We start from the raw sequence: 18,677 nt of genomic DNA, 5'->3' as shown, positions 1-18,677 counted from the left end.
GAAAAATGTGAAGAAATTATTCAGCAGCAGTTTCCGTTTTTGCACCCTTGTGAGCAATTGGAGCAGTACGAGCACCCATAACCTTCTTGTCTTCTGATTTGCGAGCCTTGATAGATGACTTCAGTTCGCCGAGCATGAATGCAAGTGCCTTGATAGAGTTCACATTGCATGGAACAAAGTAATCAGTCTTGTCGATATCACCAGTAGAACCGAGAAGTGCAATAGTAGTCACACCCATAGTGTGTGCTTCTGTGAGAGCAAGATCTTCATAGTGTCCGTCGATAACAACGACAACATCTGGAGTACGCTTCATATCTTTCACACCAATGTATGCGGCGCGGAGTTTTTCGAGTTCTTTTTGTTTTACAGAGATTTCTTTCTTCGTGAGACCCTCGAGCATACCATTCGAGAATGATGACTCGAGTTCATTGTAGTAACCGATACGTTTCTTGATAGTCGAGAAATTCGTGAGAAGTCCTGGAACCCATTTGTTATTCACATAGTATTGTCCAGTTGATGTAGCAAGTGCCTCGACGAGATCCTTGGTCTGAACCTTCGTTCCGACGAAGAGGATAGATTTTCCCTTGGTAGAGAGATCTTCGAGAACTGCCTTGACCTCAGCGAGCTTCTCAGCTGTTTTGTAGAGATCAAATACATGGACACCATTCTGGATACCGTAGATGTAGTTACGCATCTTAGGAGACCAGTATTCACGCTTGTGTCCGATGTGGACTGCGTTTTCGAGCATGCTCTGTACGAGAGTAGCGTTTGACATAGAAAAAATAAATAAAAAATAATCCTTACCGAGATAATCAGTCAGATACGTAACTCGCACGAGCGAGAGGAAGTATCCTTGCAAAAAGAAAATCCCAATCCTTCACACATTTTCCGAGCGAAGAATCGGGCGTATTATAAGAAAAAATAGGAAAAAGCAAGTGCTTTTAAGAAAGATATTCTTTTGCGGTTCTTATTGCATCTCATAGTATCTTGAGTTCTCAAGCATCTTTCGGAACATGAGGACATTCTATCTCGATTAACTTTGCACTATTTCAACAAACATTAACAAAATCTCGTAGTAACGATATGTCAACATATGGATCTCATTTTCAGGCTATAACACACACCCTCCCCTTGATTTTAGCTGCTCGTTCGAAAGCATTATATCGAAAAGATTCTTTCCAATACTCTCTCCAAGGAAGGTGATATTCATTTCATGATTGATCTCTTCTTACTTGGTATCAGGTATTTCTCCAATAATGCATCGATTCACGATAGTTACGTCGACTAATTCTAAAATCATATCTTCCTCACATTTGTGGGCTGATTAATAAAATTCGGCTTACTTCATTTTCAGAAGCAAAAAGTATAGATGCAAGTCATCAAAGACTATGTCAAGTAAGTAAGTTGTCTTTTTCTGTTACATCAGAAAAAAAATTATACAATCATGCCATATGTCACTCAATACTTCCATATGGTCATCTTTCACCTCTTCGAATCATCAATGGCTTAACGATATTATCTCAAGCTCAAGTTATTTGCGCTATAGTTTGCACACAAGGATCTGATGATGCTCCATGAATTCATGGTACTACTATATTCATATAGTATATAATTACGCTATATAGTTATTTGTCAATATTTATTTTATATCCCATTTCTGAAAGCCTTTCTCGCTTGTGCATAGAGATCGGCCAATGTCTGGATATGATTCGGATTTCCATGAAAGAGTCGACCAAGAGGATAAGTTATTCCTTTGAGATCTTCGATTTTCTGAATTACGCGATTTTTCTCATGTTGAGTAAAATCTGAAGGACTTTTACTTTTTATATTATCTGACAACCATTGAGTAAACTTAATCATGCGATCTTCGACCGTCTTATTTGCAATAACATCCACATTGCTCGCAACTTTTCCAGAAACTTCGAGAACTTGTCGTGCTCTTCCTGTAGGTTTTTCGATTTTCTTTTCAATTTTCTGGGAAGACTCGCTATCTCCAAAAGTAAATACCAACCACTTTTTAAGATCAAGTATTATTTTTCCTACCTTCCCACCTACAATTATTTTAACATTACTTGCGACATTTCCAAGAACTTGTCGTACTTTCCTGATTTGTGATTCTGTGACTTCAGGAATAAAGCTTATTCCTTCATTTGGTTTCATAACAAAAAAGTAGTGTATATAAATTTATATTTTTATTATCTACTAAATATCTATTTGTCAATACTATTTCATATTTTCTCACTCATTTCGTGTTCCGCCTGCCCATTTCGCTATCATATCACCAGCGAAAAATGCTGGAATAGAGATGAGAAACGCGAAAAAATGCGGCTCAAGTCCGAAAATCATCTCTCGCTCGAGAAAAAACTCTACCGAAATCCAAGTTCCAACGCCAACAAGCATCGAGAGGAGAGCATTGATCGTATGAACTTTTTTCTTGTAAATACCGAACACCAGAGGAACGAACGCTCCAGCAAGCGTAATCTTGTACGCGCTCTCCACCATATCGAAGATACGCGCTTCATTATGGGCATACTTGTACGCTACGAACGACATGATGATGAGAAATGTTCCAAATACCGAAAGACGGGTGAGAAGAAGCAATTTCGGACGGGTGATATTCGGGAGAAACGGTTTCATGATATTCTCAGCAAAAAGTGCAGAAGGTGCGAGAAGAGTTCCACTTGCCGTCGACATGATCGCAGAGAGGAGTGCACCGAAGAACATCACCTGCATTAGAAGTGGAGTTTTCTCCAGGATGAGTGTCGGCAGAATACGCTGAGTATCTTCGGTTCATAGGAGTTCTGGTGCCACCATATAAGCAGCATATCCGAGCATGATAGGCACAAAAGCAAAAACTATATAGAGACTTCCGCCTATCACCGCTCCACGACCAGAATTTTTCTCACTATTCGCCGAGAGAACGCGCTGGAATACATCTTGTTGTGGAATCGAACCGAATCCCATCGTGAGCACGGCAGAGAGTACGGCGATGATACCAGCCCAAGTCATACCTTCAGTACCAAAGAGTGAAAATTTGCCATCAGCAATTGCGGTTGAGACCACATTCGTCATACCACCAGCATCATCTCCAACATACCATGCCACCAGGAGCATACCTATCATAATGATAATCATCTGAAAGAAATCCGTCATCGCAACCGACCACATACCTCCAAATATAGTATAAATAAGAACAATACCACCACCGATGAATGACCATTGTGTCTGAGTCAGTGCTGTGAGAATAGTTCATTCGGAGATAATATCGAAGACAAGTCCGAGCGCGACGATCTGTGCCGATACCCATCCGATATAGGATATAATAATCATAATAGAAGCGAGTACTTCTACGGTGCGTCCATATTTTTGTCTATAAAAATCACCGAGCGTCTGGATTCCCATGCGATAGAGTGGTCGAGCAAAAAAGAGACCTACGAGGATGAGACAGAGTCCAGCACCAAATGGATCTGCGAGAATCCCACTGATTCCTTCATCGAGAAAAGTAGATGAAGTCCCAAGAACTGTCTCAGAACCGAACCACGTCGCAAAAGTCGTCGCAATCACGATATAGAGTGGGAGTCCACGACCAGCGAGGATATAGTCATTATCTGTCTTGACTCGACGAGCTGCATAGAGTCAGATTCCGATAGAGATGACTAGATAGAGTACTATCCAGAAAATGAGAGAGGAGAACATGAGGATAGAAGTTAGGAATTAGTATTTAGGTTTTAGGAATGATTTCTTTGTTCTTGTCATTGCGAGGCACGCGCCCCTTTCGGAGCGAAGCGGAGAATGGAAGTACCCTTGGAGTGAAGGATCCAGGAAACAATAAGGAATTCCTTATTCTATTTAGCTGGATCGCCACGTCATTTCGCTACGCTCCATTCCTCGCGATGACGAGATACAAAACGAAATAAAAAAACCTCTCTCGGAGAAAATCCAAAAAAGGCTTCTAAAAATGCGCAGATAGACCCAGATGGCATCAAGGAAAACTAACCATGACAACAAACAAAAGGATAAGCGCATCATATATATTGTGCAGATTTCGCAAGAAAAAAATATTGAGTATTCGGAAATATAATTTCTAAAATCTTTTGACAAAACATCCTGAGAATCTACAATCACTCATAATTCTTCTTGAACCTCCAAAATTCAATGAAGGATTCCGGTACCGATTCGGATAATCGGGAATTGGATGAAAGGAAACTACCATGCGCGATCCCGTGTGGTACTTGGCACCCGCCCCCGCCGCTGCTCTCGCTTAAGCCACGACCCGGCTTACCTGAGTTTTCCTCTTCAATTCGCCACGACCCGAAAGGGAAGTGGCACCAACTACACCGCCTGAAAGGGGCGGTTTTTTCCTGTCTTTTTCCCGTCATTGCAACAAGGGAAGCAATCCAATATTTTTGTCATTCCGTCGCGAAGTGAAACAGAGCAGAGGAATCGCTTTTTCTTTCACTTATAAGAAATATTTCCTTAAATCTCTTAAGATGAATTTGATAGGGATCCCTACGGGATGACAAAAGGAATATATCTATTCTGCATACTTTGCACTTTAAACTTTTTACTTCCCTTTGCCTTTCTCCCGCTTTTCTATACAATACGCCGTGTGAAAAAGATTGCATCAAGTATCTCATTTTGCATCTTTAATCTTTAATTTTGAATCCTGAAATGTCCACTATCTACGATAAATACGAAATCGTCATGGGTCTCGAGACACATGTCCGCATCAAGTCCAATACAAAAATGTTCTGTTCTTGTGCGAACGCACTCGAGCTTGCCGACGAACCGAATATGAATGTCTGTCCTATCTGTATGGGGTTTCCTGGTATGCTCCCGAATCTTTCCGCCGGTGTCGTTGACCTCGCTGTCCGTGCTTCTCATGCGCTTCGGAGTGAAGTTCAGGAAGTGAGTGAATTCGACCGCAAGAGTTATTTCTACCCAGATCTTCCGATGGGGTACCAGATCACACAGATGTATCATCCGATCACGATGGGTGGGGAAGTGAAGACATTTGTCCACGGGGAAGTGAAAACATTTCGCATCCACCACATGCATATAGAGAATGATGCAGGAAAGCTAGTCCATGCCAGTGGGAAGACGCTTTGTGACTACAATCGTGCTGGTGCACCACTGATGGAGATTGTGACGGAGCCAGACTTTCGCTCCAAGGCTGATGTCCTCTCATATCTCGAAGAGATCCAGAAACTCATGCGCTGGTGTGGTGCCTCAGATGCTGACATGGAAAAATGACAACTCCGTTGTGATGTGAATATTTCTGTCCGACTCAAGGGAGAAACAGCACTTCGTTGCCGTGTAGAACTGAAGAATATCAACTCGTTTTCGAGTATTGGTCGTGCTATCGACAATGAATTCGAACGTCAGATCGAGCTCTATGAAGCTGGACAAGCACCAGATCAGGAAACTCGTGGATGGAATGATGAGAAAGGATATTCGACTCCGATGCGCTCAAAAGAAGATGCCATGGATTATCGTTATTTTCCAGATCCAGATCTTCCACCGCTCACACTCACACGTGAATTCATCGATGAGCGCCGAATCGCAGAACTCCCGATTGACCGCCGTATCAAGTATGTGAATGAATACAAGCTCATCGAAGATGATGCTCGTATCCTCTCGAACGACCGACTCACGAGTGATTTCTATGAGGAACTCGTTCGCCTCACGAAAGATCCGAAAAAATCTTGCTCCTATATCACGACGGTTCTCTTCGCACTCTTCGAAGCACACCATGAGAAAATGAATCTCAGTGATATCAAGGCAGAAACAGCAGAAATTGCTCGAGTTATAGAACTCGTGAATGCGGACGAACTCTCATCGACGAACTCAAAAATCGTTATCGAAAAACTCGTATTCGAAGGAGGAAAAGCAGATGAATGGGTCGACTCTCTCAATCTCAGACAGAAAAATGATACTGCAGCACTCGAAGCGATCGTCGACAAAGTCCTCTCGGAAAGTGCAACTCAGATTGCAGATTACAAATCTGGAAAGACCAATCTTTTCGGATTCTTCGTCGGACAATGTATGAAGGCTTCAGCTGGACAAGGAAATCCAAAGATTTTCACAGAAATACTGAATAAAAAACTCTCCTAATTTTTAGGGGAGTTTTTCGCAAGAATTACTTCTTATGAGGTCCTTCTTTGCTTACAATCGTATCAACCTGACCTGGAACTACCCATGTAGCCGTCGGAACTCAAGATGCATTAATTATTGGAAGTGGATCAGTCTCGCCTTCTTGGAGTCAAAGAGGAGACATAGGTGGCTGAGGGGAAAAAATTCCACCCTCTTTTGGTACGAATGGTGTTTCTTCTTCCTTGAAATTGAATACCATACTATATAATGTTATTTGACAGAAATATGAAAATATAGTATCATACGAATATAAAAAGTCAATAGATATTTCAAATAATCTATGAAAAAAATTCTTCTCACATTCCTGATTTTCTGAATCTATAGCAATTCTTTCGCTACCATTACCCTGAAGCCGAGTCTCATAACACAAATGAAACAGCAAGAAATTGTGAACAAACAAGCAATTATTATTCAGAGGAATCAGGCAAACAAAGACCGGCTCGCGACTATCAAAGCGGCTCGTCTCGCAAAAACAACAACAAACAAGACGACTACAAATACTACAACTACAAGTACCGCAAGCACGGTCACTCCAAAACTCACACCAACATTATCACCAAGTATCAGTATCACCACGCCAACAATTGCTTCAGCAGTACAGACGACAACATATAACAATAGTGTGAAAAATGTTGATCTCGATCGAGTTCGTAATACTTGGCTCACATGGACGAACAAAGTACGTTCGGAACAATGACTCGCACCATACACGATCGATACACGACTCAATAGTACAGCGACAGAATGGTCAGAATATTCCAAAACTCGTGGATATATCATCCATGGTCGCCCAGGAGATGGTTGTGTCGGAGTAGGGAATTATACCTGCTACAATTTTTCTGCTATCGATACTTGGTTCAAGGCTCGTGGCATAGATCCAGTCATTATTGGTCGTGCGAAACATACAGAAAATATTGGTACTCGTGGGTATAGTTGCTCGAGTTCTGATTGTACTGACAAGCTCATAGCTGCAGTAGAGAAGACTTTTGATTATTTCCTCAGTGAAAAAAGCTACAATGGCGTTCACTATAAAAGTCTCGTGAATCCAGTATTCACAAAAATCGGGGTCGGTGTCGCAGTCGATGAGTCAAAATGAGTCTACTATCTCACTGTGCACTATATCACAAAATAAATTCTTCTTTCAAAGTGAAAACAACCATTCTTAAAGAATCCTCTACGGTCATTTCATTGGAAAAACAAGAATATCTTTTCTAAAAGTATCACTTACACTCATCTCAAGTGCTTGTGCAATAAAAGATCTTACTAAATCAATTTCCACATCGGTATTCTTCGCTACAATTTGAACAACTCAATCAATAGTTCCATCACTTTTTTGCTCTACATGAATTTCACGAATGTAAGCCATTGATAGACCTCTTTGAAGTCTTATTAGTAGCTCTTCTTGAGGCTCTAAAGTCATGCTTTCCATAAGAAAAAATAAAAAGAAATAAAATTACACATCGAGATTACTCACTTGTGTCGCATGAGACTGGATGAAATGCTTACGTGGAGCTACTTCCTCACCCATGAGGATACGGAAGACTTCGTCAGCACGTTCAGCATCCTCGATAGTTACACGGAACATCTTTCGCTGTTCTGGATCCATTGTTGTTTCCCAGAGTTGCTCTGGATTCATTTCTCCGAGACCCTTATAACGCTGTACTCATTCTGTTACAATTCCTTCCTCCTCGACGAGTCGAACTTTTTGTTCCTCTGTGTATACATACCAAGTCTGTTTTCATTTTGAGAGCTTATAGAGCGGAGGGTTCGCGATGAAAATGTGTCCATTATCGACGAGCGGACGGAAATATCGGAAGAAGAACGTCAGGAGAAGTGTGCGGATATGTGCACCATCGACGTCCGCATCGGTCATGATAATGATACGATGATAGCGGAGACGAGAGTAGTCGAACGATTCTCCAATAGAAGTACCGAGTCCGATGATGAGATTTTTGATCTCTTGGTTTCCAAATACTTTATCAAGACGAGCCTGTTCTGTATTGAGAATCTTACCACGAAGTGGGAGAATTGCCTGGAATTCACGATTGCGTCCTTGTTTTGCTGAACCACCCGCAGAGTCACCCTCCACAATATAGAGTTCACACTTGCTCGCATCTTTCGAACTACAGTCAGCGAGTTTCCCAGGAAGACCAGAACCTTCGAGTGCTCACTTGCGGATGATAGTATCACGAGCATTGCGTGCTGCGGCACGAGCACGAGCAGCAAGAAGACATTTTTCGATGATAGCTTTTGCGGCTTTCGGATGCTCAGCAAGAAAGTCGTAGAATGCTTCGCCCATGACCTTATCAGTCGTTCACTTTGCTTCTGGTGTTCCGAGCTTTCCCTTGGTCTGACCTTCGAATTGTGGCTCTGGAACCTTCACAGAAATAATAACCGTGAGGCCTTCTACTACATCTTCATTCGAAAGATTCTGATCTTTTTCTTTGAGAATTTCTTGTTCACGAGCGTATTTGTTGATGGTACGAGTGAGTGCCATCTTGAATCCGACAACATGTGTTCCTCCTTCTGGAGTGATGACATTATTCACGAAAGAAATCGTTTTCTCGCTGTAATCATCCCGCTTGTACTGAAGCGCTACTTCCACTTGCACTTGATCAATCTGCTTGTCGACATAGAAAACCTCATCCGTCACTGGTTCTGTTGTACGATTCAGATAGTGAACATATGATTCAATTCCTCCTTCGAAGAAGAATCGATATTTCGTATCAGCAAATTCGTTGATAATCGTGATAGTGATTCCTTTTGTGAGATAAGCCTGCTGGCGAAGACGAGTCTTGATCGTATCATAGTCAAACACCACAGTCGTGAACATAGAGGCATCTGGCCAGAAACGAACGATTGTACCATGTTTGTTTGTTTTTTCTCCTGTTGGTTCAACTGGTCCATCAGGCACACCGACTTGGTATGATTGTGTATAGATTTTTCCATCCTTGTGAACCCAGACTTGCATCTTGGTCGAAAGGGCATTCACCACAGAAGCACCCACACCATGGAGACCTCCAGATACCTTATATCCAGATTCATCACCACCGAATTTTCCACCCGCATGAAGCACAGTCATCACGGTCTCGAGTGCTGATTTTCCAGTTTTCGCATGAATATCCACTGGAATACCACGCCCATCATCTTCGACAGATACAGATCCGTCAGAATGCATCGTCACGAGAATATTTTTCGCATGACCCGCCATTGCTTCATCGATCGAGTTGTCAACAATCTCCCACACCAGATGGTGGAGACCGCGCTCATCGGTCGAACCGATATACATTCCGGGACGTTTGCGAACTGGCTCGAGTCATTCGAGAACTTGGATATTACTACTATCGTAGGAAGTGGCAGACATTATGAATTCTAAATTATGAATTATAGGTTTTCGCCATTGTCAGGAACAAAGCGATATAAGTTTTGAAGTTATTTTTCGCGAGCATATTATAAAAAAAATAGGGAAAGTAAAGAATTTCTTTCCCTATAACTCATAATAAAGAAGTATATATTAGAGCCCCATCACTTCAATAATTCTATCACTCTTCGTGAATTCTGCTTCACTATCATACGTGATATGATTCGAGAGAAAATCTTTCAGTGCATATGCATCCACTTCTGAAGTGAGCGGAATATCGAGGGTTGTTGTGAGAGATTTTTTGATCCAGATACGGAGAAGTGCTGGTGTACCGTCACGAGAAAGGATAGTGAATTTCGCAATCTTATCGAGTTCATAAATAGAGCTTCCCACCTGAACCACCCTATCATTCACGGTCACTGAAACCGTCGGTGCAGAATTGTTCTCCATGAGTATATAGACACCTGCAAAAAGAAACGCAACAACTGACATAAGATACAGTCATTCAAAGATTCCATATACCACCAGAAAAAGCACAACAATAATTGCCACAATATACCATTGCGGGTGCCGTTCTTTCTGAGAAGAAAATTGCCAAGTGAACATAAAAGGAAATTAAGTATTACTCGAAAGAAGTTCGACGAATTTCGTGATAAGAAACCATGCAGACAATGAGAGTGCAAATCCGAGAAGTGCTCATTTGATACCTGCCTTTGCCTTGTCTACTCCAGAACTATCACCCGTAATACCACTCGAAAGCTGCATCCGTACCGCATGATAGATGAGCGCTACAATAGAAATAGTACCAGCAATACCAAGAAGAATCTCAATCACACTGGCAATAATATTCGGAATATCATCCATAGTGAAGTTCCCTGTACGAAGATCATCTTGAGATTTCACATCTCCATATACTCCTGATGCACCGTCACCAGCCGCATAGGTATCAAGAGAAAACAAAGATACTGTCGAAAACGCGATGATAACCATGAGAAGAATTTTGGAGAAAAGCGATTGCATACAAGTTTTGTTACAGATTTTCGTCCAGTATATCATACCAGAGAGAAAAAACAAAATTTTTCACATTTTTTGCTTTTGTGACCGTTTTTTATATACTACGCTACATATTTCTATTTTTATTCACTCGTTTTCTATGAAGATTCCTTTGTCTTGGATTTCGCTCTATACTCCACTTTCTCCACTCACGCAAAAATACGCAATAAAAGAACTTGCCCACGAATATTCTATTCATACTGCGGAAATCGACGGTATCGAAGAACATTTTCTCGACAAGGTTGTCGTCTGAAAAGTTATATCATGTGAGAAACATCCAGAAAGCAAAAAGCTCTCTATCGTTCATGTCAGGCTCGGTGAACTTGGTGAGGAAACAATTCTCACAGGAGCAGCCAATATCGTCGATGCGAAATATGTTGCCGTAGCAGTTGTTGGTGCAGTTCTTCCTGGTGATTTCGTCATCGGAGAACGCATGATGGCAGGGATGATGAGTCGTGGAATGATCTGTAGTGACGATGAGCTCGGACTCGCGACAGAACGTGCTGAGGGAATCATGATTCTCGAAGAACACTGGAATTCTGATGTACTTGAGTCTATGCTTGGTCAGTCATTTTTTGATCTCACACTTCCATTCGTCGGAAAAAATGGCGAAATATACCAATTCCCACTTCGAGATACCACATTCGAGATCGATAACAAGTTCATCACGAATCGCCCAGATCTCTTCTCTGTCGTCGGCAATGCTCGAGAATTCCATGCGGTTTTCGATATTCCATTCACACCATATGAGTCGAAAGATATCAAAAAATCTTCAGTACTCGATACAAAAATAGAAACCAATCGAGTCCTCTCATATCACCTTCTCAAGATGGAGGGAATCGAAGTCAGCCAGAGTCCTTTTGGTATGAAAGTCATGATGGAGCGGGCAGGACTCGCACCAAAGATGGATATCGTCGATATCACGAACTGTATCATGACAGAAATCGGACAACCGATGCATGCATTCGATGCGGACAAAGTCATCGGAGGTATCACTGTCAGACTCGCGAAGACAGGAGAAAAAATCCTCGCACTCAATGGAACAGAATATACTCTCACTTCGGAAGATGTTGTGATTGCTGATGAGAATTGACCTATTGCCATTGCTGGAGTTATCGGTGGTATGGAGAGTGCCGTATCTGAGACAACGAGAAATATCATCTGGGAATCTGCATGTTTCGATGCGAGTAGTGTCCGCCTCACGGCGCAACGTCATGGAATCCGTACAGATGCTTCGACTCGATATGAGAAATCCCTCGACCCACTTCTCGCAGGAACGACATTCCCACGAGTCATGGAATACATGAACTTTCTCGGGAAGAATTATACAGAAACTGGATACTCAGAATATATAGATACCAATCGTGTGAATCATATCACTATCGACGTGACGTATGATTTTCTCAACAAAAAAGCAGGCGTAGAAATTCCATCAGAAACCGTCCAGAATATCCTAAAACGTCTCGGATTCTGAATACAGACAAAAGAATCAGGAATCTCAGTCACAGTTCCATCCTGGCGCGCGAGCAAAGACGTCAACATCAAGGAAGATATAGCAGAAGAGGTGGCACGAGTCTACGGATATGACAACGTTCCGTATACTGCACTTGATGCGAATTTTAGCATCGGGAAGAAAAATGAAGAAATCAACCTCAGAAATCTCACTCATTCCCATTTCTCTGAACGAGGATGGCATGAAGTCTACAATTATTCTTTCTCGAGTGAAGTGCTCGATAGAAAGATCGGATTCTCTGATATGGAAAGTGCTATTCGCATCCAAAATGCCTTCAACGAAGAATATACACATATGACTCGTTCGCTGGCACCAAGACTTTTTCTCGATGTGAACCACAATCAGAAATACAGCGATACATTCGCATTCTATGAGATCGGGAAAGTGTATGAGAAAACAGGGAAGCGGAGTAAATCTAGTGAAACCCTTCTCAAAGCCACAGAAAAAAAACCATTCCCAGAAAGAAAAATTCTCGCAGGAGTAGCACTTGGGCATACGATAGTATTCGTTCGTGAAGCAATCGAAACATATCTCGTATCAACACTCGGATATATTCCACCTGTTCACCAAGGATCAAGTGGACTTCCATTTCTTCATCCTGGAATCTCTGGACAATACAGTGAAGATAATATTATTCTCGCTCGATTCGGAAAAATCCATCCAGAAACCGCACATGAATTCGAAATCAACGAAGAAACCCTCTATTTCGAGATTGATTACGAAGCCATTCTCGAGCTTCATCGAGACAAAGATGAACGCTTCCATGAGATTTCCCGATTCCAGACGATTCCTCGTGAGCTGAATTTCCTCCTCGGAGAACATACACCAACCGCTGAGGTGGCACGAATTATTGATGCCGTGCATCCTTGGATCCAGGATCTCCGAGTAGACTCTATCTATACAGATGAGGCAAAACTTGGAAAAGGAATCAAGAGTGTGAACTTTGCATTCATTCTTTCGAACCGAGAATGAACTATCTCTGATGATGAAGCGATGAGTGTACAGAACCTCATTATCGAGACGCTCCAGACACATGGATTTGCTCTCAGAAGCTAAAAATATATATTGTCTCCATCAGAGAACTTGTATTTTATAAAGTGAAGAATAATATCTCAGTATATTACTGATTTTTATGTAATCGATTTCTTAATTCTCAAAAATGTTCCTTATTCTCGCAACCGCATTTCTCGATATCCTTGGGCTTTCCATATTCCTTCCTGTATTTCCATCCATTATCCAAGAATTTGGTGTGAATCCTTCATGGACTGGATATACACAAGCTATTTATGCGATTGGTATGTTTATTGGTGGACTCTTTTTCGGTCGACTTTCTGATACATACGGTCGCAAAAAGATGCTCACATATACAAGTGTTATCAATCTCATTAGTTATTTTATCATGCTTGCGAGTGTCTGGACTCTGGCTTTTCATGGAACAACTGGAGGAACAAATGTAATCACAGAAGCATCTTCTATTTCTTTTTCTCATCTGAAAGATATTTTCTTCGGATTCACTCCACTTTTTGTACTCTTTCTTGTGGCACGATTCGTCGGAGGACTCGGAGGCGCAGGATTCTGAGTGATACAAGCCTATATCTCCGACATATCGAGTCCAGCAGATCGGATGAAAAATATGGGAATGATGGGTGCTGCATTTGGAACTGCATTCTTGATTGGACCTGCCATCGGAGGGATTCTCTCGCAGATCACGAGTATTCATATGATTATTCTCCTTTGTATTGTGGTGGTATGAATAAATGTTTTCTCAATTTTTGTATTCCTCCAAGAACCGAAAAAACATATACATACAGAAGAAATTCATCTGGTAGACTTTCACTTTTCTCATACCGTTATCCTTCTTCTTGCACTCTCATTCGGTGCAACGCTCGGATTCTCCGCCGTGCAGGCTATGTCGAGCCAGTTTTATGCAGATAGATTCCATTTTTCTGCGACACAGATAGGCTATACAATGGCAATGGTAGGAATTGTTTCTATCGTGTATCAGGGTGCTGTGGTGAAGCATCTACGAAAATATTTCAATGAAATGACGATGATTCGATTCGCTTTTTTTATCCTCACTATTGGCTTTATTGGATTCGGACTGAATCATAATCCATACTATTTGTTTGCTTGGATTGCACTTTTTCCGATTGGTATGGGCTCATTTAATCCTTCTATTGGCTCACTTCTCGCACAAAATGCGGGGAAAGAAATGGGAAAAGTTATGGGATATAACACTTCGATTCAGAGTATTGGACAGATTTTTGGACCGATTATTGCTGGTATGCTCTATGTTGTTCCCGGAAGTGGCGTGCCATTTCTCTCATCTGCTGCGATATTTTCCCTTCTTTTTGTTCTTGCTTTCTGGACAAAAAAGCAATAATAATTTGCAAGTTTAGGGAAAGTTCATATATTTCCAATAACTTTATAAAATAAATCATGTTCTCAGGAATTATCGAACATCAAGCCAAAATCCTCGATAAAAAAGATGGACTTTTTCGGATGGAAAACACTTTCTGAAATTCGCTCAAAGAAGGACAAAGTATCGCACATGACGGTGCTTGTATGACGCTCACGAAAATCGAGAACAATTACTATGAATTCTTCGCGATGGAAGAGACACTTCGAGTGACCAACTTCGGAACGAAGAAAGTGAATGACACATTCAATGTGGAAAGATGCATACAGATAGGTGAACGACTTGATGGACACTTTGTCACAGGTCATATCGATACCACTGGAACCGTCACCAGACTCGAAAAAAAGGATGATGGTTCGCTCATTTATGGCGTAAATTTCGATCCAAAATATAATAATCTCCTCATCGAAAAAGGAAGCATCACTCTCAATGGTGTGAGTCTCACAGTGGTTGAAGTACGAGATGGATTTCTCTCGGTTTCGCTCATACCGCTCACACAAGATTGGACAAATCTCGGAACTTCCGAGATCTGAGATACCGTCAATCTCGAATTCGATATGATCGGAAAATACGTGACCAAGCTTACTCATAAATAATTCTTAATTTTCTTCTTATGTCTGATTACAAGGCTGGACTCCGCAACATCGATAATCTCGATCGTGACCTCTCTATCGCATTCGTCGTTGGTGAATTCAATTTCGAATACACGAGCGAGATCGAACGTCAGAATCGTGATTTTCTCGAAAAACACGGTTTCAAAAACATCGATACATTCTTCGTTCCTGGAGCATTCGAACTTCCTGGATTCGCGAAACGCCTCATCGAAAGTGAGCAATATGATCTCATCATTGCGATTGGTGTCGTCATCCGTGGTGATACTCCGCACTTCGACTACGTGTGCAACGAAACGTCTCGTGGTATTATGGATCTCAATATTGTCTATGATGTTCCTGTGATTTTCGGAGTACTCACATGCAATACTGAGGAACAAGTGAAGGTTCGCATCGGTCCAAACTTTGCTATAGCAGGACTCAATCTCGTTTCTGAAATTATGAAAATCGAAGAATAATTTCCCCTATGAATCCATCACCATTTCCATCATTTTCTGGCACTGTTATCGAGTGAAAAAGACTCGGAAGAAGCATTGGTTTTCCTACAGCGAATATTCGCATCAATGAAAGTGATGTAGCTCCAGCAACGTATGGAATACAGATTTCTCTCGAAGAAAAAGTATACTTCTGAGTCGGAGTTCATATAGTAGAGTCATATACTTTTGAAGCGCATATTTTCGATTTCTCAGAGGAAATCTACGGAAAAACACTCACTATCACTCCGCTCATCAAAATACGTGATAATCAGAAATTCACATCTCTCGACGCACTCAAAGAGCAAATACAGAAAGATAAAGAAAATATGGAAAGATGGATGCAAACTACTATGCAGAAATAATTCCAACTTAAATGATAACCTAGTATGCAATTGCTTGGTTTTTCAATAAATTTTATCAAAATAATGGCTACCTCAAAAAGTATTATCATCTGTGGTCGAAGCGGTGCAGGAAAATGAACGGTTTGCAAATACCTTATTGAAAAAACTGATGGCATTATATACCAACTTTCGAGTATTTCTCGAAAAATTCTTCAAGAATTCGACATACCTGAAACACGGGAAAGCTTTTCAAAAATATCATCATTAATCCGTTCTCTTTTCTGAGAAAATATATTCGCCGAAATGGCAGTAAAATTTCGAAGAGAAAATACAAAGAATATAATTATCTTTGATGGAGTGAGAAGAAAAAATGTAATTCATACACTCAAAGAGGAAGGGAATTGTATAGTAATTTTTATTGACACCAAAACGCCGATCCGATATGAACGTATCATAAAACGAGGAGAAAAACATAATGAAGCCTCTCTAGGTTTTGAGGAGTTTCTCGAAGAAGAAAAGCTAAAATCAGAAGTAGAAATAGATAGTATCAAAGATATAGCAGATATAGTTATAGAAAACAATGGAACAGAACAAGAACTAAAACAACAACTGGATACACTTTTCAACGAATTTTATCAGAAATAATATGCAACCTTTCTCACTCGTACTCGGTGGTGGTTCTGCTCGAGGTATCGCGCATATTGGCGTCATCCAGCGACTCGAAGAACTCAATGCAAAACCTTCACACATTGTCGGAACAAGCATTGGGGCTATTGTATGAGCTTTTTATGCGTTCGGATTCACGAGTACTGAGATGCGACAAGTAGTCCGCGACACAAAATTTCTCACTCTCATTGATCCAGATGTCATGCATGGCGGCATCAAGGGAAGAAAAGTTATGACACATTTCAAGAAATATTTCTGAGAAAAAACGTTCGCTGATGCGATTATTCCACTCACTATTGTTGCTACCAATATTGACACGGGTGAGAAAGTTGTTTTTCAGGAAGGAAGAATCATCGATGCACTTCGCGCTTCTATCAGTATTCCTGGCGTATTCGTTCCATTTCGATATCATGGCATGTCGCTCGTAGATGGTGGTATCGTGGCGAATCTCCCGATAGAATTCGCAACAGAAGATGAAAAAGTGATTGCTGTGTCAGTCCAGATGAGCGTGAGAAAATCTGTGAAAAAGGAATCAAAGAAACTTTTTTTCGAGAAAACTCCGTTCATACACACCTACATCCTCCTGCGAAAAGCTGTCGGAATCATGATCACACAGAATGAATCAGTCTCTATAGCGTCACGCAAGAATCTCCTTCTCATCCGACCATGACGCGATGATATAGACTACTACAACTTCAAAAAAGCGGATGCACTTGTCGAAGCAGGATACGAGAAATCTTCAGAAATCAGTCAATACTTGCAAGCCTCGATGAATCATGGATAAAAATTTTCCTCTTCCCATCAAGAATTTTCCCTCAGGATATCCATGGTACAAACGTCTCGGATCCAATATCACGTATTTGGTTTCTCAGATTCCACTATCAAAAAGAGGAAATAAACTCAGTTCGTATGATATAACAACCATATGGCAGAAAATACGAACTGGCGATATTCTATTGGTGTGAAATTTTCATCATGCCTCTGGGATTTTTATCGATGGGATTGTGACACATGCGATTGCGTACGTAGGAAAGGGAAGATGTATCCATGCATTTGCTCACGGAGTATCCTATATCTGACTGCGAAAAGTCTGTCGCATGTATGATACTCTCGTCATCCTCCGCCCTCGATGGCAATCCGAGGAACAGCTTCAGAAATATAGAAACAACCTTATTGCAAAAATTGGACAACCGTATGATTTCTTTTTTGGTCTGGAAGAAAAAACAGAAGATGTTTATTTCTGTACGAGGCTCATAAATGAAAGTCTCCTATCTTCGGGATATAGTAGCTGACTCGACTCAATCAGAAATCCTGAAAATATACTCGATATTACTTTGGATGAAACTTTTCGTGCTCATAGAGCACTTTTGCCAGAAGATATGCTCTATGGCAATTTCGATGTCACTTTCTATTCTCACAATATCACGAAAGAATGAGAAAAATATATACTTCCAGAAGGGAAAATAGAATTCTTGACATAATAATAAAACATCTATAATAAGGAGATATTGTAAAATTTTGTATGTATATAAGTGATTATAATGATTTTTGGATAGGTTGTTATCCAAGAGATGAACGGTTCGTTCAAGAAGCACAAAATATCTTAAGTGAAAAGATCCTCGATGCATATCGAAAAAGACTCGGAAATATGAGCGTACTTGATACTTATCTCTATAAGGATCTCTGAATGATGCATTGGGAAAGTTATAAGCGCCTCCTGCCATATCTTCGATATCAGTGTCGTCTTGAGAATCGTCATGCAATCTGGAAAGAGAGACATTCTCATCAACTTCCAGAATGAATATCTGAACAAAGAAGATCAAACTGAAATATACACCCAAGCGATGTGGCGCAAATGATCATCAATCAATACATGAGCGTTATTCTCAGAGAATACGAGCAAAGACTCGATTCAGTTGCAACACTTATCCAAAAAGTGAAAGATCGTCAATCACAAACTACTGGAGATTTGGTAAAGCGATATGAAGTATTTCGTCATGCCTGCGGTCTGTCTGTCAGTCAGCTGGTCTGTCCGGGTTGGGGGGCGTTGCTTCGGTCTGCCGGGTTGGGGGCGGCGCGGCATT

General features: G+C 41.1%; 20 protein-coding genes. 11 read left to right on the top strand and 9 right to left on the bottom strand.

Features of this window, described 5'->3' with window-relative positions:
• Positions 1 to 16 precede the first annotated feature (16 nt).
• The 4 genes from rpsB to PHY14_00085 all read right to left on the bottom strand — a co-directional run bounded on the left by rpsB (position 17) and on the right by PHY14_00085 (position 3,696).
• Positions 17 to 775 carry a 30S ribosomal protein S2 gene (gene rpsB / locus PHY14_00100; protein MDD2693317.1) on the bottom strand — a complete coding sequence of 253 codons (759 nt, stop codon included), beginning with the start codon at positions 773 to 775 and terminating at the stop codon, positions 17 to 19.
• Between the two features lie 166 nt (positions 776 to 941).
• Positions 942 to 1,553, bottom strand: coding sequence for an alpha/beta hydrolase (locus PHY14_00095; protein ID MDD2693316.1), 612 nt, complete (start codon positions 1,551 to 1,553; stop codon positions 942 to 944).
• A 91-nt stretch (positions 1,554 to 1,644) separates the two neighbouring features.
• Positions 1,645 to 2,160 carry a hypothetical protein gene (locus tag PHY14_00090; GenBank protein MDD2693315.1) on the bottom strand — a complete coding sequence of 172 codons (516 nt, stop codon included), beginning with the start codon at positions 2,158 to 2,160 and terminating at the stop codon, positions 1,645 to 1,647.
• Between the two features lie 63 nt (positions 2,161 to 2,223).
• The gene (locus tag PHY14_00085) at positions 2,224 to 3,696 is read right to left on the bottom strand and encodes a sodium:solute symporter family protein (GenBank protein MDD2693314.1); all 1,473 of its coding nucleotides are present in this window, start codon (positions 3,694 to 3,696) and stop codon (positions 2,224 to 2,226) included.
• 975 nt (positions 3,697 to 4,671) lie between these two features.
• On the opposite strand from PHY14_00085, the gene gatB reads away from it, so the two are divergent.
• On the top strand, positions 4,672 to 6,114 hold the full coding sequence (gene gatB, locus PHY14_00080; protein ID MDD2693313.1) for an Asp-tRNA(Asn)/Glu-tRNA(Gln) amidotransferase subunit GatB: 1,443 nt from the start codon (positions 4,672 to 4,674) through the stop codon (positions 6,112 to 6,114).
• Positions 6,115 to 6,139: 25 nt separating this feature from the next.
• Here gatB and PHY14_00075 read toward each other — a convergent pair whose 3' ends face one another.
• Positions 6,140 to 6,352 carry a hypothetical protein gene (locus PHY14_00075; protein MDD2693312.1) on the bottom strand — a complete coding sequence of 71 codons (213 nt, stop codon included), beginning with the start codon at positions 6,350 to 6,352 and terminating at the stop codon, positions 6,140 to 6,142.
• 81 nt (positions 6,353 to 6,433) lie between these two features.
• Between PHY14_00075 and PHY14_00070 the strand changes: the two genes are divergently transcribed.
• Positions 6,434 to 7,285, top strand: a complete 852-nt coding sequence (locus tag PHY14_00070) for a CAP domain-containing protein (GenBank protein ID MDD2693311.1) — start codon at positions 6,434 to 6,436, stop codon at positions 7,283 to 7,285.
• A 42-nt stretch (positions 7,286 to 7,327) separates the two neighbouring features.
• Here PHY14_00070 and PHY14_00065 read toward each other — a convergent pair whose 3' ends face one another.
• The 4 genes from PHY14_00065 to PHY14_00050 all read right to left on the bottom strand — a co-directional run bounded on the left by PHY14_00065 (position 7,328) and on the right by PHY14_00050 (position 10,534).
• A complete protein-coding gene (locus PHY14_00065; protein ID MDD2693310.1) occupies positions 7,328 to 7,582 on the bottom strand; it encodes a hypothetical protein in 255 nt (84 codons plus the stop codon).
• Positions 7,583 to 7,606: 24 nt separating this feature from the next.
• Positions 7,607 to 9,517, bottom strand: a complete 1,911-nt coding sequence (gene gyrB / locus PHY14_00060) for a DNA topoisomerase (ATP-hydrolyzing) subunit B (protein ID MDD2693309.1) — start codon at positions 9,515 to 9,517, stop codon at positions 7,607 to 7,609.
• A gap of 150 nt (positions 9,518 to 9,667) precedes the next feature.
• Complete coding sequence (locus PHY14_00055; GenBank protein ID MDD2693308.1) at positions 9,668 to 10,120, bottom strand: hypothetical protein; 453 nt, start codon at positions 10,118 to 10,120, stop codon at positions 9,668 to 9,670.
• 9 nt (positions 10,121 to 10,129) lie between these two features.
• Positions 10,130 to 10,534: a hypothetical protein gene (locus tag PHY14_00050; protein MDD2693307.1), complete on the bottom strand. Its 405-nt coding sequence runs from the start codon at positions 10,532 to 10,534 to the stop codon at positions 10,130 to 10,132.
• 145 nt (positions 10,535 to 10,679) lie between these two features.
• On the opposite strand from PHY14_00050, the gene pheT reads away from it, so the two are divergent.
• The 9 genes from pheT to PHY14_00005 form a co-directional block, all read left to right on the top strand.
• The gene (pheT, locus tag PHY14_00045; protein MDD2693306.1) at positions 10,680 to 13,136 is read left to right on the top strand and encodes a phenylalanine--tRNA ligase subunit beta; all 2,457 of its coding nucleotides are present in this window, start codon (positions 10,680 to 10,682) and stop codon (positions 13,134 to 13,136) included.
• Positions 13,137 to 13,239: 103 nt separating this feature from the next.
• Positions 13,240 to 14,463 carry an MFS transporter gene (locus tag PHY14_00040; GenBank protein ID MDD2693305.1) on the top strand — a complete coding sequence of 408 codons (1,224 nt, stop codon included), beginning with the start codon at positions 13,240 to 13,242 and terminating at the stop codon, positions 14,461 to 14,463.
• Between the two features lie 56 nt (positions 14,464 to 14,519).
• Complete coding sequence (locus PHY14_00035) at positions 14,520 to 15,095, top strand: riboflavin synthase (GenBank protein MDD2693304.1); 576 nt, start codon at positions 14,520 to 14,522, stop codon at positions 15,093 to 15,095.
• Between the two features lie 17 nt (positions 15,096 to 15,112).
• Positions 15,113 to 15,568, top strand: coding sequence for a 6,7-dimethyl-8-ribityllumazine synthase (gene ribH, locus PHY14_00030; GenBank protein ID MDD2693303.1), 456 nt, complete (start codon positions 15,113 to 15,115; stop codon positions 15,566 to 15,568).
• Positions 15,569 to 15,576: 8 nt separating this feature from the next.
• Complete coding sequence (locus tag PHY14_00025) at positions 15,577 to 15,948, top strand: riboflavin kinase (protein ID MDD2693302.1); 372 nt, start codon at positions 15,577 to 15,579, stop codon at positions 15,946 to 15,948.
• A 24-nt stretch (positions 15,949 to 15,972) separates the two neighbouring features.
• Entirely contained in the window at positions 15,973 to 16,572 is a 600-nt protein-coding gene (locus tag PHY14_00020) for an AAA family ATPase (GenBank protein ID MDD2693301.1), read from the top strand.
• A 1-nt stretch (position 16,573) separates the two neighbouring features.
• Positions 16,574 to 17,377 carry a patatin-like phospholipase family protein gene (locus tag PHY14_00015; protein ID MDD2693300.1) on the top strand — a complete coding sequence of 268 codons (804 nt, stop codon included), beginning with the start codon at positions 16,574 to 16,576 and terminating at the stop codon, positions 17,375 to 17,377.
• Positions 17,370 to 18,074, top strand: coding sequence for a YiiX/YebB-like N1pC/P60 family cysteine hydrolase (locus PHY14_00010; protein ID MDD2693299.1), 705 nt, complete (start codon positions 17,370 to 17,372; stop codon positions 18,072 to 18,074). Before PHY14_00015 ends, PHY14_00010 begins: the two co-directional genes overlap by 8 nt.
• Positions 18,075 to 18,115: 41 nt before the next feature.
• A partial coding sequence (locus PHY14_00005) for a hypothetical protein (GenBank protein MDD2693298.1) occupies positions 18,116 to 18,677 on the top strand: 562 nt, incomplete at its 3' end.

Source organism: Candidatus Gracilibacteria bacterium, assembly GCA_028687475.1.
Lineage (GTDB): Bacteria > Patescibacteriota > Gracilibacteria > BD1-5 > UBA2023 > STC-74.
The sequence above is the reverse complement of the archived record's forward strand: the minus strand, read 5'-3'. Positions and strand labels throughout refer to the sequence as shown.